The 19,809-nt window shown below is 42.3% G+C and carries 19 protein-coding genes and 1 other RNA gene; 18 read left to right on the plus strand and 2 right to left on the minus strand.

The window, feature by feature from the left end:
- The first annotated feature begins 46 nt into the window (after positions 1-46).
- The 3 genes from ACZ47Z_RS03195 (at position 47) to ACZ47Z_RS03205 (ending at position 3,515) form a co-directional block, all read left to right on the plus strand.
- Positions 47-1,666, plus strand: a complete 1,620-nt coding sequence (locus ACZ47Z_RS03195) for an EAL domain-containing protein (RefSeq protein ID WP_464525873.1) — start codon at positions 47-49, stop codon at positions 1,664-1,666.
- Positions 1,667-1,734: 68 nt separating this feature from the next.
- The gene (locus ACZ47Z_RS03200) at positions 1,735-2,565 is read left to right on the plus strand and encodes a M15 family metallopeptidase (RefSeq protein WP_020436117.1); all 831 of its coding nucleotides are present in this window, start codon (positions 1,735-1,737) and stop codon (positions 2,563-2,565) included.
- A gap of 65 nt (positions 2,566-2,630) precedes the next feature.
- Positions 2,631-3,515: a hypothetical protein gene (locus tag ACZ47Z_RS03205; RefSeq protein ID WP_464525874.1), complete on the plus strand. Its 885-nt coding sequence runs from the start codon at positions 2,631-2,633 to the stop codon at positions 3,513-3,515.
- Positions 3,516-3,593: 78 nt separating this feature from the next.
- Here the strand turns inward: ACZ47Z_RS03205 and ACZ47Z_RS03210 are convergent, their stop codons facing one another.
- Positions 3,594-4,475, minus strand: coding sequence for a hypothetical protein (locus tag ACZ47Z_RS03210; protein ID WP_054753261.1), 882 nt, complete (start codon positions 4,473-4,475; stop codon positions 3,594-3,596).
- Between the two features lie 99 nt (positions 4,476-4,574).
- Between ACZ47Z_RS03210 and tadA the strand changes: the two genes are divergently transcribed.
- The 15 genes from tadA to ACZ47Z_RS03285 all read left to right on the plus strand — a co-directional run bounded on the left by tadA (position 4,575) and on the right by ACZ47Z_RS03285 (position 18,907).
- Positions 4,575-5,066 carry a tRNA adenosine(34) deaminase TadA gene (gene tadA / locus ACZ47Z_RS03215; RefSeq protein ID WP_015527980.1) on the plus strand — a complete coding sequence of 164 codons (492 nt, stop codon included), beginning with the start codon at positions 4,575-4,577 and terminating at the stop codon, positions 5,064-5,066.
- Between the two features lie 87 nt (positions 5,067-5,153).
- Positions 5,154-5,415, plus strand: an RNA gene (gene ffs, locus ACZ47Z_RS03220) — signal recognition particle sRNA large type.
- A gap of 105 nt (positions 5,416-5,520) precedes the next feature.
- Positions 5,521-6,006: a DUF2798 domain-containing protein gene (locus tag ACZ47Z_RS03225; protein ID WP_055160471.1), complete on the plus strand. Its 486-nt coding sequence runs from the start codon at positions 5,521-5,523 to the stop codon at positions 6,004-6,006.
- A gap of 202 nt (positions 6,007-6,208) precedes the next feature.
- Complete coding sequence (locus ACZ47Z_RS03230) at positions 6,209-7,951, plus strand: B12-binding domain-containing radical SAM protein (protein WP_464525875.1); 1,743 nt, start codon at positions 6,209-6,211, stop codon at positions 7,949-7,951.
- 177 nt (positions 7,952-8,128) lie between these two features.
- A complete protein-coding gene (locus ACZ47Z_RS03235) occupies positions 8,129-9,124 on the plus strand; it encodes an AIR synthase-related protein (protein ID WP_464525876.1) in 996 nt (331 codons plus the stop codon).
- Positions 9,125-9,146: 22 nt separating this feature from the next.
- Positions 9,147-9,641, plus strand: coding sequence for a tRNA (cytidine(34)-2'-O)-methyltransferase (locus ACZ47Z_RS03240; protein WP_015527976.1), 495 nt, complete (start codon positions 9,147-9,149; stop codon positions 9,639-9,641).
- 623 nt (positions 9,642-10,264) lie between these two features.
- The gene (locus ACZ47Z_RS03245) at positions 10,265-10,573 is read left to right on the plus strand and encodes an ATP synthase subunit B family protein (protein ID WP_054753271.1); all 309 of its coding nucleotides are present in this window, start codon (positions 10,265-10,267) and stop codon (positions 10,571-10,573) included.
- Positions 10,574-10,609: 36 nt separating this feature from the next.
- Positions 10,610-12,640, plus strand: coding sequence for a V-type ATP synthase subunit I (locus ACZ47Z_RS03250; RefSeq protein ID WP_464525877.1), 2,031 nt, complete (start codon positions 10,610-10,612; stop codon positions 12,638-12,640).
- The gene (locus ACZ47Z_RS03255; protein ID WP_015527973.1) at positions 12,637-13,122 is read left to right on the plus strand and encodes a V-type ATP synthase subunit K; all 486 of its coding nucleotides are present in this window, start codon (positions 12,637-12,639) and stop codon (positions 13,120-13,122) included. The genes ACZ47Z_RS03250 and ACZ47Z_RS03255 overlap by 4 nt, the downstream gene beginning before the upstream one ends.
- Positions 13,123-13,149: 27 nt before the next feature.
- Positions 13,150-13,752, plus strand: coding sequence for a V-type ATP synthase subunit E (locus tag ACZ47Z_RS03260; protein WP_117825340.1), 603 nt, complete (start codon positions 13,150-13,152; stop codon positions 13,750-13,752).
- An 18-nt stretch (positions 13,753-13,770) separates the two neighbouring features.
- On the plus strand, positions 13,771-14,745 hold the full coding sequence (locus tag ACZ47Z_RS03265; protein ID WP_117835279.1) for a V0D/AC39 family V-type ATPase subunit: 975 nt from the start codon (positions 13,771-13,773) through the stop codon (positions 14,743-14,745).
- The gene (locus ACZ47Z_RS03270; RefSeq protein ID WP_054753277.1) at positions 14,738-15,064 is read left to right on the plus strand and encodes a V-type ATP synthase subunit F; all 327 of its coding nucleotides are present in this window, start codon (positions 14,738-14,740) and stop codon (positions 15,062-15,064) included. The genes ACZ47Z_RS03265 and ACZ47Z_RS03270 overlap by 8 nt, the downstream gene beginning before the upstream one ends.
- Positions 15,061-16,827 carry a V-type ATP synthase subunit A gene (locus ACZ47Z_RS03275; RefSeq protein ID WP_117915951.1) on the plus strand — a complete coding sequence of 589 codons (1,767 nt, stop codon included), beginning with the start codon at positions 15,061-15,063 and terminating at the stop codon, positions 16,825-16,827. The genes ACZ47Z_RS03270 and ACZ47Z_RS03275 overlap by 4 nt, the downstream gene beginning before the upstream one ends.
- Positions 16,828-18,201, plus strand: coding sequence for a V-type ATP synthase subunit B (locus ACZ47Z_RS03280; RefSeq protein WP_015527969.1), 1,374 nt, complete (start codon positions 16,828-16,830; stop codon positions 18,199-18,201).
- Between the two features lie 43 nt (positions 18,202-18,244).
- A complete protein-coding gene (locus ACZ47Z_RS03285; RefSeq protein WP_020436093.1) occupies positions 18,245-18,907 on the plus strand; it encodes a V-type ATP synthase subunit D in 663 nt (220 codons plus the stop codon).
- A 163-nt stretch (positions 18,908-19,070) separates the two neighbouring features.
- Here the strand turns inward: ACZ47Z_RS03285 and ACZ47Z_RS03290 are convergent, their stop codons facing one another.
- On the minus strand, positions 19,071-19,649 hold the full coding sequence (locus ACZ47Z_RS03290) for a TetR/AcrR family transcriptional regulator (RefSeq protein WP_054753281.1): 579 nt from the start codon (positions 19,647-19,649) through the stop codon (positions 19,071-19,073).
- Positions 19,650-19,809 lie beyond the last annotated feature (160 nt).

Below are 19,809 nucleotides of genomic sequence, written 5' to 3' on the forward strand. Positions count from 1 at the left end.
TCTTATCTGAGTGTCTAAAATTATAGAAAGACAGAGGAAAAACGATATGAGTGATAGAAAAAAGCCACGTTCTCTTTCAGAAATCGTAAATGATGTACTTCGTGCGGTACGTGATTATTATGATTCAGAATACGTGTACTATATTGAGAAAGAGTATGGGGATATTGAGACCATCTTTGAGTGGTGTGCAGAGAATGTTCCATGGCAGAGAGATAAGATAAAGATGCTTCCGGAAGAACATCAGCCAAAGTGGATGAAGCAGGAGATTACAAATTCAACAGAGGCCGATTACAGTGTGAGTTTGCAGTTGGATGAGAATACAGTAGCAATTCTTGCAGCAGTTAGAGTTCACCGGGGCGGATGTGATGTTGGATTGCTTCGTACGGTGATTCCGTATATACCGCAGGCAATCACTCTTCATAAACTCCAAAAACAGCAGGAGTATCTCAGTTATCATGATAATCTGACAGGAGTACTTAACAGAAATAGTTTTGTTGCATATCTGGATCATGTGGAACCGGAAGAATTGAAGACATTGGGAGCTCTTTCTGTAGACATTAATGGACTGAAGAATTTTAATAAAGAATTTGGTAGAGATTATGGAGATGAAGTTGTCACCAGAGTTGGTGAAGTGCTTTCGGAGTATTTCCATAATGGTAATGTATACAGAATGACAGGCGATGAGTATCTGGTTCTTGTAGAGAACGCTTCATATGAAGATTTCACACAACAGGTACATGGTGCATATACAAAGCTTGAGAACATAAGTCTGGGACTGGTTTCAGTAGGGTATGCCTGGGGAAAAGTAGACATAGATGTGAATGGTCTTGTGATCAGTGCAGAGAATATGATGAGGGAAGAGAAAAAGAAGTATTATAAAAATCTGCGTAAAGGTCATCATGAGCCAATCATCAAAAAGGATCTTCTGGAGGATATTGAACAGAAGAATTTTATTGTATGTCTGGTACCGAAGATTGATGTGCAGACCGGAGAAATTGCAGGTGCTGAAGCGATTGTCAGATATCATCATAAGGATCTTGGAATTATGGATCCGGGAAGATATATTAATCTTCTGGAAGAGACAAGGTTGTCACATTATCTCGATCTCTATATATTTGAACAGGTATGTCAGATCCTTCATAAGTGGGAGACAGAAGGAATCCAGATGGTGCCGATTTCAGTAAACTTTGCAGGTGAAACATTGAGGCAGGAGAACATTGCGGATCAGATGAGTGCGCTGATTGAGAAATATCAGGTATTATGCGAATATTTGGAAGTAGAAGTATCCGAATCTTATACAGATACGAATCAGGAGATGCTGGCGGCATCATGCAGTAAGATCAGAAAAGCGAATGTTCGCGTAGTATTGGATCATTTCGGAGCTAAGAATTCCAGCTTTTCGATTCTGTCCATTATGGATTTTGATGGATTGAAGCTGGATGAGAGCCTGATTACAAATCTGGTTGGAAACAGAAGAAGCAGAGTAGTAGCAAAGGCCGTAATTGATATTTGTCATCAATTGGGATGTTCTGTTCTTGCGGAGAGTGTTGAAACACAGGATCAGCTGAATGTTCTTCAGGAATTAGGATGCGATTATGCACAGGGAACATTATTTAATAAACCGATCAAAGTGGAGACATTTGAAGTGCGATATCTGAAGGAATAGAATGATCTGCCGGGGGAATGAAACGGAAAAGATTCTAAATATTACAGAGGATAAGATGAAAAATACAGATGGAGTTGAAATTAAATAAGATGAATAAAGCATTGTTCAGAGACAGAGCAAAGAAACTGATGCTTACGGGTGCTTTGGCGGGAGTAATTGCGGGAGTGGCAATTACTTCAGGAATCTCCTCAATTACATTGAAAAAAGCTGAAAAGAAGTTGGAAATCAGCAATGCAAAATTACAGGAGCAGACAAAGAAGAACGAAGAACTGCAGGCAGAGTTAGACAGAGAAGAAGTAACAGAAAATACTGCAGAGTTGCTGGCAAGTGATGATGACCGGTGGTGTCTTGCACTTGTGAATGAGAAGCATCCATTGGATACTTCTTATGTGCCGGCGAAGCTGACGGAGATAAGTGGTGGAAAACAGGTAGATTCCAGGATGGCAGACAGTCTGAATAAGATGCTGGATGATGCGAAGAAGGCAGGACTCAGCATGTATGTGACATCAGGATATCGTTCTTATGAGAAGCAGAGAGATGTCTTTAATACGACGATGCAGGACTGGATCAATCAGGGATATACACCGTTAAATGCGTATGATGAGACAAAAAAATCAGTTGCAATTCCAGGAACAAGCGAGCATGCAACTGGTCTTGCGGTTGACATTATGTCGACAAAGTACGGGGAGCTTGATGAGAAACAGGGAGATACAGAAGAGCAAAAGTGGTTGATGGAACATTGTTCAGAGTATGGTTTTGTTCTTCGGTTTCCGCAGGATAAATCTGATATTACAGGAATTGTATATGAGCCGTGGCATTATCGTTATGTGGGAGTAGATGCTGCAAAAGAGATGACAGAGAATGGACTTACTTTGGAAGAATATGATTCTGCAAATTAAGTGAAAAACTGTTCTGATCGACAGATAAGAGAGAAGTATAAATAATACATAAGGAGGAGAAGTAAATGGAAGATTTAACATTTGGAGAACAGGTGAAAATCGTCCTGGGAAGAAAAGGAATGACGATCAAAGAACTGGCGGAGACGATTGAGAAAGAGACAGGAAAGAAGATGTCCCGCCAGAATTTAACACAGCGTCTTGGAAGGGACAATTTTCAGGAACAGGATATGAGACTGATCGCATCTATTCTGGGCTGTCCATTTCAGCTGAGTATCATGTCAGGAGAGATTACAGAGAGCGCAGCCGGACGTATCAGGAAGCAGGAAGTAAAATGGAATGAACAGGAACAGCCGGAAGAGAGCTTTTCAGAGGAAACGGTGGAGACAGAGAAGGAAGAACAGCAGCTTACAGGTGAAGAACGTGACATGACGATCGGTGAGATTTATGATATGCATGAAGAACTTGCTGAACTTGAAAAGAATGCAGTAGAAGCAGAGCCAACTGAAGATGTCAGAGAAGATCTTCAGACAGAAGAGGAATATAAGGAAGAGCTTCAGGAAGTGCCGGAATCAGATCAGGAAGAAGAAAACTCTGTGGAACCAGAAGTTTCCTATACGGAAGATTATGATCAGCCGGCAGAGGAAGAAGCAGAACCATATGAAGAAGCAGAAGTTACATCCTATGAGACACAGCCGGTAGAGCCGGTGCAGGAAGAGGCAACATACGAAGAGCCTGTACAGGAAGAAGTTGGAGACATTAATCCATATACGGGAAGAGAATATGAATCCAACAGCGTACGTATGCATCCGAAAAGAATTGGATATGTGCAGGTTTATGACCGTGCAAACCATAAATGGACAGATATGACAGAATGGGCATTCCTCGGATATCAGGAACGCAAGAAAGTACTTCTTGGAGAGGATTACGAACCGCCAATTTATCTGGATTAAAATTAAAATTGATAGAGAAAAGAAGTGCATTCGCTGTGAACGCTTCCTTTCTCTATCTTTTTCCTTTCTTTTTAAGAATCACATTAAGTATCGACACCAGTGACCGAAAGATTCAGAGTTTTCACATTCATCTTCGGTAAGTCCCAGAATAGAGATGTAAGAACTGGTAAATTGAGGAAAGCCGAACAAGTTAGCCATATGTGCTTCTCTGGGATCGTAAAGACCGGGAACGCCAAGCCAAAGATGATCCTTTTCTTTGATTAGGAGAAGGTGATGATAATTATGACAGCCATGCAGAAGAAAACTATTGTTGGCAAGTGGCCAGAATCTGCGCGGAAGTGTGGAAATCTCTGCGTGTGTGATTTTTCTGGCTTGAATTGAAGCGTCCTGAATTGCAGTCTCCTCAGTTGGTGTCACCTCAGTTGGTACCTCTTCAGTTGAAGCAGCATCAATAGAAGCGTCAGATAATGCTGCTTCGGATACAGTCTCAGATACAGTGTCTTCTGTTATGAGGGATTCTTCCGAAAGGGATGGATTCTCAGGTTCAGAGGATAAACTCTCTTCTGTTGATAAAGAGCAATCAGAAAAAGAATAAAAATCCGGCAGAGGTACAGCGGAGGCAATCCAATGCTGTGATCGATTCTGGGTGATGGAGAAAATAATGAACCCATCAATGTGTTTAAGAGTTCTTTTATGTGGAAAACGTTCCCCGGAAATGACCAGTTGTGTGGATAAGTTCTGACCAGAGCACTGAAGAAGTGCAACCGGAGAACCTGTAAGTGTTTGATTTTCGAGAATAAATGCATGGACTTCCAACTGTTCTCCAGGGACAATCGGAAGATTTTTAACATGAAGTGTTAAGAGATAAGAATAATTATGTGATGAAATTTGTAGAAAACCAAGATTTCTGCGGCGGCAGCAGGATTCGTATTCATATAAATAATAACTTCCCGGATTCATAGCAAGCCCCTGAAAAGAATTTTTCTATATAGTTTATTCAGAATGAAAAGGAATATTAATGCTATTTTTATACAATAACCGAAAGGAAACAAAATGAGGATGACAACGGATGAAAAATATATGCGTGCGGCCTTAAAACAGGCAGAGAAAGCGTATAATCTGGGAGAAACCCCGATTGGTTGCGTGATCGTTCATGAAGATAAGATTATTGCACGCGGTTATAACCGACGGAATACAGACAAGAATCCACTGGCACATGCTGAGGTCGCAGCAATCAAGAAAGCAAGCAAAAAGCTTGGTGACTGGCGTCTGGAAGAATGTACATTGTATGTGACATTAGAGCCATGTCAGATGTGTGCAGGTGCAATTGTCCAGTCCCGTATACCAAGAGTGGTTGTCGGGTGTATGAATCCGAAAGCAGGATGTACAGGTTCCATTCTGAATCTACTGGATATCCAGGCATTTAACCATCAGGCAGATCTTACAACAGGTGTATTGGAAGAAGAATGCAGCCAGTTGATGAAGCAGTTTTTCAGAGAACTCAGGGAAGCCAGGAAGATGAAGAAAAAAGCAGAAGCACAGAGTCTGTAACACAGAGGTATAAAATCATGTGAAATCTTGTGTAAAAGAAAGAGTAGCATACTTGACAAGCATTCATTTATCATGTAAAATAGTAATCCGTGCAGCCGGGGTGGTAGCGGTACCTTGAACCTGCAATCCGCTATAGCAGGGGTGATATTGCGCAGAGGGCGACAGTCTGCAGGGCTGCCCCCGGAAAGTGACGTTGACGTCTGGGTCTCACGCGACGGGACTCTGTGAACCGTGTCAGGTCGGGAACGGAGCAGCACTAAGCAGAACCTCTCGGGTGCCGTGAGGGTGCCTGGGCTGAGTTAACTACCGGGGTAACGCTTGTGGGCCAAGTTCGAAGCGCAATGCACGTAAAAAAATGAATAGAATGGTATTTATATTGGAAACGATACATTCCCTCCGGAATGATGAACGAACAACACAATCTGTTACGCTTATCATGATAGGAGGATTTTTTATGCCAAAAAATAAGTTTCAAGAAGTAATTTTCACAATCATGATGGTTTTTGTCATGGTTTATGCAATGATCTGCTACAACATTTCCCTGAATATGGGCGGAATGAGTAATGAGGTCTTTCTGGCAGCATTCCATGAACTTATCATCATGGGACCGATTGCTTTCATTCTGGATTTCTTTCTCGTAGGACCGATTGCAAAGAAGAAAGCATTTATGATCGTGAACCCACAGAAAGATAATCCGTTTATGATCGTGCTGGCGATATCCGTTTTATCCATCATTGGAATGTGCCCGCTGATGAGCCTTGCAGCAACACTGCTCTTTAAGGATGCAGGAAATCAAATTATTGCTGTGTGGTTCCAGACAACAGTATTCAATTTCCCAATGGCATTCTTCTGGCAGCTGTGCTTCGCAGGACCGATTGTCAGAAAAGTATTTGGGGTTATTTTCCGTGAGGAGCAGAAAGAAGAGGTGGCTTTTGACTAAAGCTGCAAAATAAGGGAAAGCTATCATACGATAATCTGACACAATTTGTGTTGTTATCGTAAGTGATAGCTTTCCCTTTTTTGTTATAAACTTCACATATCTTGACATTTCTCACATCTTCATTCAGAATAGAAAGGTAAGACCTAAAAAGGAAAATGTTTACAAATATACATTATTGACAGGAAAAGAGGTTTATAAAAAGATGAAGATTTTGCTTGCAGCGGTGAATGCAAAGTACATCCACTCAAATCTTGCGGTCTATTGCCTGCGCGCATATGCAAAAAAGCAGCATCCGGCTAGCAATATTACAATTTCTGAATATACGATCAATCAGCCATTTGATGAGATTTTGATGGATATTTATAAGCAGGCACCAGATGTTCTCTGCCTTTCCTGTTATTTATGGAATGTGACAGAAGTAGGACAATTGATACAGGAGATTCCAAAGATTCTGCCGGATACGAAGATCTGGCTTGGAGGTCCGGAAGTTTCTTATAATGCAAGAGAAGTTCTGGAAAAATATCCGATGGCAGAAGGTATCATGCGCGGAGAGGGTGAAGAGACTTTTGCAGAACTTGTGGCATATTATGAAGGTCGTGGTGCAGCTGAGTTGATCAATATTCAGGGAATCACATTTCGGGAAAAGGAAAAACAGATTGCTGCGACACCGTTTCGACAGATCATGGATCTGAGCAAAGTACCGTTTGTCTATGGGGATATTGAGAATTTTAAGAACCGTATCATTTATTATGAGACGAGCAGAGGCTGTCCGTTTTCCTGTAGTTATTGTCTTTCTTCAATTGATAAATGTCTTCGATTCCGTAATCTGGAGCTTGTGAAGAAAGAACTGCAGTTCTTTATTGACCATGAAGTGCCACAGGTTAAGTTTGTTGACAGAACATTTAACTGTAAGCATGATCATGCGATGGCAATCTGGAATTATATCAAAGAGCATGATAAAGGAATTACAAATTTTCATTTTGAAGTGGCAGCAGATCTTCTGAATGAGGAAGAGATTGAATTGATCCGGAGTTTGCGTCCAGGACTCATTCAGCTGGAAATTGGGATTCAGTCAACGAATAAACAGACAATCAAAGAGATCAACCGTTCCATGAATCTGGAAAAAGTACGTGATAAGGTAGCAAGGATTCATGAGAAGGGAAATGTGCATCAGCATTTAGATTTGATTGCAGGTCTTCCATATGAGAATTATGATAGTTTTGCTCATTCTTTTAATGAAGTTTATGCTATGGAACCGGATCAGTTTCAGCTTGGATTTCTGAAAGTACTGCATGGATCTGTGATGCATGAGAAGATGAAAGAATACGAGCTGCTTTGCCAGAATCGTCCGCCGTATGAAGTGCTTTCAACAAAATGGCTTCCATACAGTGATGTGATCCGTCTGAAGAAAGTGGAAGAGATGGTGGAAGTTTACTATAACAGTTTTCAGTTTAGTCATACGATGAGACTTCTTGTGGAATTGTTTCCATCCGCATTTTCCATGTATGAGAAAATGGGCAATTATTATGAGAAGAAAGGCTTGTTTGGGTTGAATCATTCAAGACTTACTCGCTATGAGATATTGTGGGACTTTGTAGAATCAGAATTAGCAGAATTCACATGTTCGGAGAAAATGCAGAAGAAAGAAGCGGATTTTAAAGAGAAGGTGCTTGAAAGCATGACTTTAGATCTATACCTGAGAGATAATGTGAAGAATCGTCCGGCATTTCTTGGAGAGAGCAAAGTAGAAAAAGATGTAGCGTCTGAATTTTATAAGAAAGAGGCAGAAGAGCACAAGTATCTGAAGGATTATGAAGGATACGACAGCCGCCAACTGCGAAAGATGACTCATCTGGAGCGATTGAATGGAAAGCTGCATCTTTTTGATTACAGACATAGAAATAAGCTGAATCAGGATGCGGCGATTTATATAATAGAGGACTAGTATAGCGTTGCAGATATTAGAAAGATATTTGCATATGGTTTTGTTAATGGAAATGGAGAAAAAAGATGAATTTTTATGATAAAAAAGTAAGACGTTTGGTGTCAATTATTATTTTGGTGGTTATTGTTGCAATGGTTGCAACGATGGTGATTCCATATCTGGTCTAAGGAGAGTGTGATGCGGACAGGGAGAGTAACGCAGACGATCTGGAATCGTTCTGTAAAGAAACAGATCCAAAAAGTAAACAGGAATTCAACAGGAAAAACTGCGTGGGAAGAAAGTAGTTCCGAACTGATATCTGACGAAAAGGATTTTGTCTGGAGTAGCACTTCAGTAAGCGGAAAAGCACCGGCACAGGTGAAATATGCAGTGATTAAAGCAGCAGGAGATCTTGCGGCAAAGAGAGTCAGACCAACAGCGGTTTCCGTACAGATTTTGTTTCCTGAAAGTTCTGACGAGCAGGAATTAAAAGATATTATGAGAATCCTGACAGAGATTTGTGAGGAGACAGGACTTGCCATTACCTGTGTACAGGCTGAAAGTGCAGAGTATGTTTTGCGGACAGTGATTCAGATTACTGTTGTCGGCGTGAAAGAAAACTCAAAACAGCAGATGAAAAAATGGGTTTCGGGAACGGAAATCATTCTTTGTGGCTATACGGGATTGGAAGGAACACTGCGATTGGTTGAAGAGGCAGAAGCAGATCTTCGCACAAGATTTACACCGTCCTTTATAGAAAAAACAAAGCGTTGCAAGGAAGCACTTATACTTCCAGAGCAGGTTTTACAGCTTCCAGAAGAAGCGAAGAGCAGACAATGTGGGGATGGTGGTGTACTCTGCGGATTATGGGAACTTGCAGAGGCAGAAAAGATAGGGTTTGAGATTGATTTTTCAAAACTCGCACTTAAGCAGGAAACAGTGGAAATCTGTGAATTCTTTCAGCTGAATCCATATCTTCTCACATCAGCCGGAAGTTATCTTGTGCTGACAGAGCATGGAGAAGAGACATTGGAAAGCTTGAAGAATGCAGGTGTTCCGGCAGTAAGGATCGGATTTGTAAAAGAACAGAATGCAAGAACACTTGTAAATGGAGAAGAAACCCGTTATCTGGATCGTCCGGCACCGGATGAACTGAGCCGCTGGTGGAAAGAACGAAAAGAATCAGAAGAATAAGAAGATAGAAGAGGCGATAATTATGTTAAACATTGTACTTTATGAGCCGGAAATTCCGGCAAATACAGGGAATATCGGAAGAACCTGCGTAGCAACAGGGACAAGACTTCATTTAATCGAGCCATTGGGATTTAAGCTGAATGAGAAATCATTAAAGCGTGCCGGTATGGATTACTGGAAAGATCTTGACGTGACAACTTATATCGATTATCAGGATTTTCTTGAAAAGAATCCAGGAGCAAAAATCTATATGGCGACAACAAAAGCGCACAAGGTCTATACAGATGTAGAGTATGAACCGGATTGCTATATTATGTTCGGAAAAGAGAGTGCGGGAATCCCGGAAGAGATTCTTGTAGAGCATGAGGAAGACTGTATGAGAATCCCGATGAACGGAGATATCCGCTCATTGAATCTTGGCAATTCGGTGGCAATTGTGTTGTATGAAGCACTGCGACAGAATGGATTTGCAGGAATGAATTTAAGTGGAGAACTGCATGAACTTCATTGGAAATAAAGTGAAAAAGGAACAGGGTCAAATCATTTGTAAAAAGGTTTGATCTTGTTCCTTTTTTGAATGGTAAATAATGATGTGAGTGTCAAAAGTAAATTTTGCCACTCACTGATGTAACCGGATTGCTCCATTGCTATGCAATTCCCGCAATCCTCGAACACCTCAAACTTTCATAAAATGGCGTGTTCACACCATTTTATTCCGTTTTCGGTGTTCGGCGTGTCAATAAGTATAAATTGCTTATTTGTGCGAGCACAAACGCAATTTATACTTTTGACACTTACATCAAATAATCAGATATTTATACAAATACACAAAAAACGTTTAATAAACTACAAAAAATAGAAGGAATATTTAGTAATCTAAAAAATTTTTATAAAAATCTAATAAAAAGTTTGACTATTACGACAAAACATGCTATGTTTAAAATAACATCGTTGTGCGAAAGTTACAAACAGAAAGAGAATAGGACAGAAAAGTATGGTAATAATATATTGATACGTGCTGCGAACAGCGTAATCCTTAGATATTAATGTGCAGTAACAACATGCAGCGAAGAGATCTTATTGTTCAAAATCACATAAGAACAATAAAAAGGGGGAGACAAGAAAGGTGGTGTAGATACTATGGTGGATGAGACAATCCGGTCAATTAAAGAAGCAGAACAGCAGGCAGAAGAGATTCTTGTAAAAGCGCAGGAACAAAAAGAACAGATTCTGAAAGATGCATCTCTTCAGGCAAAGCAGATTCATGAAGAACTTATAGAAGAGGCAAAAAGAACTGCCGGTGGACTGGATGAGAAAGCCAGAGAAGAGGCGAAAAATCAGGAAGATAAAGAAGCAGAGAAGCTCAAAGAGGTGATCGAAGAGCTGAAGGTTTCTGCAAGAGAGAAAAAGGATGCAGCAGTGCAGCTAGTTCTTTCTGAATTGATCTGATCCATGTGGTCGTAACAAAAAAGGAGGGATAAGATTATGGCGGTACTTAAGATGCAGAAAATCAGCATCTGTGCCCTGAAGAAAGATCGAAAAGCAATCCTGGAACAGTTACAGCATCTTGGAGTTCTTGAAGTTGACAGGGACAAAGAAGAGGATGCATTCTTCCAAAAGATGGACACAACCGGACAGCGGATGAAATTTGAAAAAGCGGCAACGGCAGCAGATCAGGCACTGGGGATTCTGGATGCTTACGCTCCGGAGAAAAAGTCATTACTTTCTTCGCTGGAAGGAAAAGAACTGATCGATCGCGAGTTGGAAGAAAAGGTTCAGATATCTGGACCGGAATTGATCAAGACAGCCCGCGGAATTTATGATCTTGATCGCGAGTATGCTGAGCTTAGAGCAGGCATAGCAAAGATCGAGAATCAGATTGAAAGTCTGATGCCGTGGATGGCATTAGATGTTCCGCTTCAGGAAGGGAAGACAAAAAGGACAGCTTTGATCCTGGGAACAATGCCGGGAGAGCTTACTCTTGAGAACATTTATTCCATTCTACTTGAGAAGACACCGGAAGTGATGGAGAAAACAGGGGTCGATGTACATTTAGTTTCAGCAGAATCTAATATGATCTGCATTGCAGTCATCTGTTTGAAAGAACAACTCCAGACAGTGGAAGAAGCACTTCGGAGTGCAGGATTTGCAAGACCGTCCCAGAACTGGAGCAAGACACCAAAAGAGCAGAAGGAAGTACTGGAAACAGAGATAGCAGCGTCAAGAGAGCGGATGACGCAGTGCGAGGCAGAACTTAAGAGCCTGGCTTCCAAAAGAAAAGAACTTCAGGCCGTAGCAGATTATTACAGAGTCCGAGCAGATAAGTATGCAGTTCTCGGAGATCTTCTTCAGTCAAAGCGTACATTTGTGATCAGTGGATATATACCGGCGTGTGAGTCAGGTCCGGTAGAGAAATCTTTGACAGAGAAATATAACTGTATGGTAGATATTGAAGACATTGAAGAAGGTGAAGAAGCACCGGTTATTTTAAAGAATAACCCATTCTCTACAAACATGGAAGGCATTGTCGAATCTTACGGATTACCGCATGCCGGAGAGATCGATCCGACAACGATCATGTCATTCTTCTATGTATTTTTCTTCGGAATGATGTTGTCAGATGCAGCGTATGGGGCAGTTGTTGCAATTGTGTGTGCGATTCTTGTGAAGAAATATCCAAGAATGTCACAGAGCATGGCAAAATCTTTGAAACTGTTCTTCTACTGTGGAGTATCTACACTTGTATGGGGCATTCTATTTGGAGGATATTTTGGAAATATCGTAGACATTGTTTCAGAAAAATTCTTCGGACATACGGTAACAGTTCCGGCACTTTGGTTTGTTCCATTGAATGATCCAATGAAACTTTTGGTTTATTCTTTGTTATTTGGAACAATTCATTTGTTCGTAGGACTTGGAATTAAAGGTTATCTGTGTTTGAAAGATGGTAAGGTTGTAGATTTTATCTGTGACGTTGTACTTTGGTTTGTGATGCTGATCGGGTTGATCCTGATGCTGCTTCCAAGTGACATTTTCGCATCAATCGCACAGACTACGATCGTGTTCCCGGCAGCTTTGAACACTGCTGCAAAAGTGATGGCTGCGGGTGGAGCAATCGGTATTGTGCTGATGTCAGGAAGAGCAAACAAGAATCCGGCGCTTCGGCTTGCGCTTGGAGCGTATGATTTGTATAACGTGACAGGATGGCTCAGTGACGCATTGTCCTATTCAAGACTTCTTGCACTTGGACTTGCAACAGGAGTTATCGCATCCGTTATCAATCAGATGGGAGCGATGCTTCCAAACAATGTGATCGGTGTGATTCTTTTCATTGTGATCTTCATTGTGGGACACGTATTAAACCTGGCAATCAATCTGCTGGGAGCTTATGTACACACAAACCGTTTACAGTTTGTGGAATTCTTCGGAAAATTTTATGAAGGCGGCGGAAAAGCATTCGAGCCTTTTAAAGAAAATACGAAATATGTTGATGTTAAGGAGGAAACAACATTATGAATATAGCAGGTGAACTTGGAGTTGTATATGGATTATTAGGCGCAGCAATCGCAGTATTATTCGCAGGTGCAGGATCTGCATTAGGTGTAGGTATCGCAGGACAGGCAGCATCAGGTGTTGTAACAGAAGACCCGAGCAAATTCGCTAAAGTACTTATCATGCAGCTGCTCCCAGGTACACAGGGACTGTATGGACTGCTTGTTGGATTTATTACACTTTCTAAAATTGGTATTCTCGGCGGTGGCGGAGTAGAAGTTAGCGTTCAGTCAGGACTTATGATCCTTGCAGCTTGTCTCCCAATCGGTATTGTTGGATTGATTTCAGGTATCGCACAGGGTAAGACAGCAGCGGCTTCTATAGGAATCGTAGCAAAGAAGCCAGAGCAGTTTGGTAAAGCAATGCTGTTCCCGGCAATGGTTGAGACATATGCGATCCTGGCTCTTCTGATTTCCTTCCTCGCAGTAAGTGGTATCCAGCTGTAAGAAATAAATAAAAAGGAGAGCGTGGAGATGAGTGGACTTGACAAAATGAAAGCGCAGATAATCGCAGAGGCGCAGGACAATGCAAAAGAGATACTCGCACAGGCACACGCACAGGCGGATTCTATAATTGGGGAAGCAAAAGCACAGGCAGAGAAAGATGCACGGAAGATTGTCGCACAGGCAGAAGCCAGAGCAGAAGATTCTGTGAAACGCCTGGCCTCTTCATCAGATATGAGAAAGCGCAAGGCAGTACTTGAGGCGAAACAGGAAGTGATCAGTGAAGTTCTTGAAGATGCTTACAAAGCAGTCGGAGAGCTTGATGATGCAGCTTATTTTGCAATGTTTGAAAAGGTTCTTGAGAAGTATGTACTTCCGGAAGAAGGAACCATCTGCTTTACAGAGAAAGACAGAAAACGTATGCCTCAAGGGTATATGGAAAAAGTATATGAAACAGCGAAGAAGAAAGGCGGAAGCCTGGAACTTACAGAGACAGTGCCGGACGGAATGGATGGGGGATTTATCCTGACCTATGGCGGCATCGAAGAAAATTGTACGATCAAAGCGTTGTTTGATGCAAGAAGAGAAGAGTTATCAGATAAAGTGAACCGGCAGCTGTTTACAGCAGTGTAGCCGCAAGGAGGGATAATCTTGAGTAAGACAAAATATACCTATGCGGTTGCCAGAATCCGTGCACTGGAAGTCTCTCTTTTAACGAATGCAGTGATCGAACAGCTTCTTGCGTGCAAGAGTGCAGAACAGGCTCTACAGCTTCTGGTTGAAAAGGGCTGGGGAGATCTGACAGCAGGAACGTTGGATGCAGATGAAGTTCTGAATAAGGAAGAAGAGAAGATGTGGCAGACAATCCGTGAGGTGGCACCGGATATGCATGTATTCGATGTTCTGTCACTTCCAAAACTTTATCATAATCTGAAAGCAGCAATCAAAGAAGTGTGTACGGAAGTAGAGAATAAAAACATTTTTTACGATGACTGTGAGATTACTGGAGAAGAGATGTTTGCACTTGTCCAGAACAAAGAATTTGATAAGCTGCCGGGTAATATGCCAGCAACAGCAAGAGAAGCATTTGACACTCTGCTTCACACAAGAGACGGACAGCTGTGCGATCTTATTATTGATCACGCAACACTGGAAGCTATGCTGGAAGCAGGGAAAAAATCAGGTGAGAAGATCATTGAAGAGTATGCACAGACGGCAGTTGCGATCGCTGATATTAAGATTGCAGTAAGATCTCAGAAGACAGGAAAAAATGCAGAATTTATGAAGAAAGCAATGGTAAATTGTTCCGAGATTAATGTGGATCAGCTGACACAGGCAGCATTGGCCGGTGCGGAAGAGATCGCACAGTATCTGGAAGGAACATCTTATCGCGAAGGTGCCGATGCACTGCGTATATCACCGTCTGCATTTGAACGCTGGTGTGATAATAAAATGACAGATTCCATGAGGTCACAGAAATATGAATCATTTTCTGTTGGACCGCTTCTGGCGTATCTGTTAGCCAGACAAAATGAGATCAAGACAGTACGGATTATACTGACCGGAAAGCAGAATGAATTTCCGGATGAAGCAATCCGGGAAAGGATAAGGGAGATGTATGTATAAGATTGCAGTAATGGGCGATTATGACAGTATCTATGGATTTGCCACCCTCGGTCTTAGCATCTGCCCTGTGAAAGACCGGGATGAGGCGAAGGCAAAGCTTCGCCAGCTTGCAGAAGGAAATTACGGCATTATCTATATTACAGAGGCTGTGGCTGCACAGATTCCGTCAGAAATCAACAAGTATGGTGAGCAGACATTTCCGGCGATTATTCAGATCCCGGGTGTGTCGGGGAATACAGGAGCCGGAGTTGAAGGCGTGAAGAAGACAGTTGAGCAGGCCGTCGGATCAGATATTCTGTTTGGAGGAGTAAGCGAATGAGCACAGGAGTGATTAAAAAAGTCGCAGGACCTCTTGTTATCGCAGAGGGAATGCGTGATGCGAATATGTTTGACGTTGTCCGTGTATCGGAACAGCGTCTGATCGGAGAGATCATTGAGATGCACGGTGACGAGGCATCCATCCAGGTATATGAAGAGACATCAGGTCTCGGACCTGGAGAACCGGTTGAATCTATGGATGTTCCAATGTCTGTAGAATTAGGACCTGGTCTGATCGCAAGTATTTATGACGGAATCCAGAGACCACTGGATGATATTATGAAGATTTCCGGAAACAACCTGAAAAGAGGAGTTGAAGTTCCGTCTCTTAAGAGAAATCTGAAATGGGAGTTCGTCCCTACCGTAAAGGTTGGAGATGAAGTAGAGACAGGAGATGTGATTGGTACAGTTCAGGAAACAGTTCTTGTACAGCAGAAGATCATGGTTCCTTACGGAATTAAAGGAACAATCAAGGAAATCAAAGAAGGCACATTTACAGTAGAAGATATTGTAGCAGTTGTTGAAACAGAAAAAGGCGAAAAAGAATTAACTATGATGCAGAAGTGGCCGGTTCGTCGCGGTCGTCCGTATAAGAAGAAACTTCCACCAGAAATGCCACTTGTAACAGGACAGCGTGTTATCGACACATTCTTCCCAATCGCCAAGGGCGGTGTTGCGGCCGTTCCGGGACCTTTCGGAAGTGGAAAGACAGTAATCCAGCATCAGCTTGCAAAATGGGCTGAGGCAGATATCGTTGTCTACATCGGATGTGGAGAGCGTGGAAATGAGATGACAGACGTTCTGAACGAGTTCCCTGAACTGAAGGACCCGAAAACAGGACAGCCTTTGATGCAGAGAACTGTTCTGATCGCAAATACATCGGATATGCCGGTTGCAGCTCGTGAGGCATCCATTTACACAGGAATTACAATAGCAGAGTATTTCCGTGATATGGGATATTCTGTAGCACTTATGGCAGATTCAACATCTCGTTGGGCAGAGGCACTTCGTGAGATGTCAGGACGTCTGGAAGAGATGCCTGGTGAAGAAGGATATCCGGCTTATCTTGGAAGTCGTCTGGCTCAGTTCTATGAGCGTGCCGGACATGTAGTTTCTCTTGGAAAAGAAGGAAGAGAAGGAGCACTTTCCGTTATCGGAGCAGTATCTCCTCCGGGTGGTGATACATCTGAGCCGGTATCTCAGGCTACACTTCGTATCGTCAAAGTGTTCTGGGGACTGGATGCTTCCCTGGCATACAAGAGACATTTCCCGGCAATCAACTGGTTGAAGAGTTACTCCCTGTATTTGGATGATATGGAAAGATGGTTTAACGGACAGGTTGCCGAAGACTGGATGGAAGGCCGTCAGAAGATGATGACACTGCTTCAGGAAGAAGCAGAACTGGAAGAGATCGTTAAGATGGTAGGTATGGACGCACTTTCACCGTCCGACCGTCTGAAGATGGAAGCTGCAAGATCGATTCGTGAGGACTTCCTGCATCAGAACTCTTTCCATGAAGTAGATACGTATACGTCATTGAAGAAACAGCACATGATGATGGTTCTCGTTAACGAATTCTTTGACAGAGCAACCGATGCATTAAAAGATGGTGCATCACTTCAGAAGCTGATCTCAATGCCGGTCAGAGAGCAGATCGGACGTTTTAAATATGTGACAGAAGATAAGCTTGACGAAGAATTTAAACAGGTTGATGAGACATTAAGCGCTCAAATCGCAGCAGCATTTGTAAAGGAGGAAGGTTAAATGCCAAAAGAATATAGAACCATTCAGGAAGTGGCCGGACCTCTGATGCTGGTGCATGGGGTAGAAGGCGTAACATATGATGAGCTTGGAGAAATCGAGCTGGCGAGCGGAGAGACTAGAAGATGTAAAGTTCTGGAAGTGAACGGAAGCGATGTCCTTGTACAGCTGTTTGAAAGTTCAACAGGTATTAACCTCTCCAACAGCAAAGTGCGATTTCTTGGACGAAGCATGGAACTTGGCGTATCAGAAGATATGCTTGGACGTGTCTTTGATGGACTTGGTAATCCGATTGATGAGGGTCCGCAGATCCTTCCGGATGCCAGAATGGACATCAATGGTCTTCCGATGAATCCGGCGGCCAGATGCTACCCGGAGGAGTTTATCCAGACAGGAGTGTCTGCGATCGACGGACTGAATACACTGGTTCGTGGACAGAAGCTTCCAATCTTTTCAGCATCCGGTCTGCCGCATGCACAGTTGGCAGCACAGATTGCCCGTCAGGCAAAGGTACTTGGAACAAATGAAAACTTTGCGGTTGTATTTGCTGCTATGGGTATTACTTTCGAGGAGTCTAACTTCTTTATCGAAAGCTTCCGTGAGACAGGAGCACTCGACAGAACAGTATTGTTTGTAAACCTTGCGAATGACCCGGCAATCGAGCGTATCGCAACACCACGTATGGCGCTGACAGCAGCGGAATATCTTGCATTTGAAAAGGATATGCATGTCCTTGTTATTCTGACAGATATCACAAACTACGCAGATGCATTGCGTGAGGTATCCGCAGCCAGAAAGGAAGTTCCTGGACGTCGTGGATATCCGGGATATCTATACACAGACCTTGCAACACTGTATGAAAGAGCAGGGCGTCAGAATGGCAAGAAGGGAAGTATCACAATGATCCCGATCCTGACAATGCCTGAGGATGATAAAACTCATCCAATCCCTGACCTGACAGGATATATCACGGAAGGACAGATCATCTTAAGCCGTGAGCTTTACAGAAAAGGAGTAACACCTCCAATTGATGTTCTTCCATCTCTGTCCCGTTTGAAAGATAAAGGAATCGGAGCAGGTAAGACAAGAGCAGATCATGCCAATACGATGAATCAGTTGTTTGCCGCTTATGCGCGTGGTAAAGATGCAAAAGAGCTGATGGTTATCCTGGGAGAGGCCGCACTGACAGAAATTGACCTGAAATATGCACGTTTCGCAGATGCATTTGAGAAAGAATATGTATCTCAGGGATATCAGACAGACCGAAGCATTGAGGAAACATTGAATATCGGATGGAAGCTGCTTCGCATGCTGCCGCGTACCGAACTCAAACGAATTGACGATAAATATCTGGATGAATATTACGACAAAGAGTAAGAATAGACAGAGTGATCGAAGATAGAAAGAGGAGGTGGCGGTATTGGCTGCGAAACAAGTGAATCCAACCCGTATGGAACTAACCCGTTTGAAGAAAAAGCGGATTACAGCCATTCGTGGTCACAAGCTTTTGAAAGATAAGCGTGATGAGCTGATGCGCCAGTATCTGGATCTTGTCCGAGAAAATATGGAAGTGAGACTTCGTGTAGAAGAAGGAATTCTCTCTGCGAACCGTAATTTTGTTATTGCCCGGGCCGGAATGTCAGAGGCAGCACTGAATACTGCATTGATGGCTCCGAAGCAGGAAGTTGGACTTATAGTTGATGAGAAGAATGTTATGAGTGTTGAGATTCCGACCTTCACATCCAAAACAAGAACAGCGGATGAAAATGATATCTATTCTTATGGATTTGCGTTTACTTCCAGCGATCTTGATGGAGCAGTGAAGTCTTTATCAGATATCCTCCCAGATATGATCCGACTTGCAGAATGTGAAAAAGCATGTCAGCTGATGGCGGCAGAGATTGAGAAGACAAGACGTCGTGTAAATGCACTGGAGCATGTTATCATTCCAGAGACAGAGGAAAGTATCAAATACATTACGATGAAACTGGATGAGAATGAGCGTAGTACACAGATCCGACTGATGAAAGTGAAAGATATGATGCTCGAAGAGGCGCATCATTACAAAGAAAAAGAGGCGTAACTATTAAAAATAAAAAAGAACATGACCAGAGAATAAAAGCTTCTGTTTAAGAAGTTTTGAAACTGTGGGGCATGTTCTTTTTCATGTTTAAATCTAAAAATGCAAGCATTTTACATCTTTTTTGAAATTTTGCTTGGCTCTGAACAGTTACAAATGCAAAACATTATACAAGAATTTTGGATTGCAGAAGATCTGTTAAAAGTTGTCTTGCTCCGGCCTGAACCTGTTCTAACGGTACTTTTGATGTATAAGACTCACTGATAAATCCGAACAGACCAAAGCAGATGAATCCGGCAATCTGTCTTGCAGAATATTTTAAAGAATAAGAAGCTTTCAGCTTATCTGTATGAGATTCTACCGTGTCTAAAAGGATCCGATAAAATCGAAAAGCCAGGTAAGGATTTGTTTCCGGTACGACATGCTGGAAAAAATCATAACGTTCATAGTAAAGAGACAAAATACAGTCCAAAACGTTCAGATATCCCTGCGTGAGATTATTTTCAGGATTGTTTTCCTCTTGTCTGCGATGGTATCCTTCTTTTCCAATAATCAGCATATCATTGAAAATGTCGTCAAGGAGGGCAAATTTATCCTTATAATGTGTGTAGAAAGTGATCCGGCTGACATTGGCAATCTTACATAATTCCGTGATTGAAATCGCATCAAAAGCCTGTGTGGTTAAAAGTTCCAAAAGAGCAGACTTTAAAGCACGTTTTGTTTTGGTGATACGCTTATCCTCCATTGCGGATATTCTCCTTTCTGTGTTCTGTGGCAGTTCATACGAATGCGGTGATTGCTTATCTGTAAAGTTATTTTAACACCTGTAAAGAAAATGGTCAAATACGGATGGATGGGGATGCATTGCTGGTCTCATGTAGTGTGAACAGTAGTGCAGGATAGTG

This window comes from Mediterraneibacter faecis (assembly GCF_055383675.1).

Coding starts and splice junctions, on each gene's coding strand:
- ACZ47Z_RS03195 (WP_464525873.1), top strand. CDS start 47: ATGAGTGATAGAAAAAAGCCACGTTCTCTTTCAGAAATCGTAAATGAT.
- ACZ47Z_RS03200 (WP_020436117.1), top strand. CDS start 1,735: ATGGAGTTGAAATTAAATAAGATGAATAAAGCATTGTTCAGAGACAGA.
- ACZ47Z_RS03205 (WP_464525874.1), top strand. CDS start 2,631: ATGGAAGATTTAACATTTGGAGAACAGGTGAAAATCGTCCTGGGAAGA.
- ACZ47Z_RS03210 (WP_054753261.1), bottom strand. CDS start 4,475: ATGAATCCGGGAAGTTATTATTTATATGAATACGAATCCTGCTGCCGC.
- tadA (WP_015527980.1), top strand. CDS start 4,575: ATGACAACGGATGAAAAATATATGCGTGCGGCCTTAAAACAGGCAGAG.
- ACZ47Z_RS03225 (WP_055160471.1), top strand. CDS start 5,521: ATGCCAAAAAATAAGTTTCAAGAAGTAATTTTCACAATCATGATGGTT.
- ACZ47Z_RS03230 (WP_464525875.1), top strand. CDS start 6,209: ATGAAGATTTTGCTTGCAGCGGTGAATGCAAAGTACATCCACTCAAAT.
- ACZ47Z_RS03235 (WP_464525876.1), top strand. CDS start 8,129: ATGCGGACAGGGAGAGTAACGCAGACGATCTGGAATCGTTCTGTAAAG.
- ACZ47Z_RS03240 (WP_015527976.1), top strand. CDS start 9,147: ATGTTAAACATTGTACTTTATGAGCCGGAAATTCCGGCAAATACAGGG.
- ACZ47Z_RS03245 (WP_054753271.1), top strand. CDS start 10,265: ATGGTGGATGAGACAATCCGGTCAATTAAAGAAGCAGAACAGCAGGCA.
- ACZ47Z_RS03250 (WP_464525877.1), top strand. CDS start 10,610: ATGGCGGTACTTAAGATGCAGAAAATCAGCATCTGTGCCCTGAAGAAA.
- ACZ47Z_RS03255 (WP_015527973.1), top strand. CDS start 12,637: ATGAATATAGCAGGTGAACTTGGAGTTGTATATGGATTATTAGGCGCA.
- ACZ47Z_RS03260 (WP_117825340.1), top strand. CDS start 13,150: ATGAGTGGACTTGACAAAATGAAAGCGCAGATAATCGCAGAGGCGCAG.
- ACZ47Z_RS03270 (WP_054753277.1), top strand. CDS start 14,738: ATGTATAAGATTGCAGTAATGGGCGATTATGACAGTATCTATGGATTT.
- ACZ47Z_RS03275 (WP_117915951.1), top strand. CDS start 15,061: ATGAGCACAGGAGTGATTAAAAAAGTCGCAGGACCTCTTGTTATCGCA.
- ACZ47Z_RS03280 (WP_015527969.1), top strand. CDS start 16,828: ATGCCAAAAGAATATAGAACCATTCAGGAAGTGGCCGGACCTCTGATG.
- ACZ47Z_RS03290 (WP_054753281.1), bottom strand. CDS start 19,649: ATGGAGGATAAGCGTATCACCAAAACAAAACGTGCTTTAAAGTCTGCT.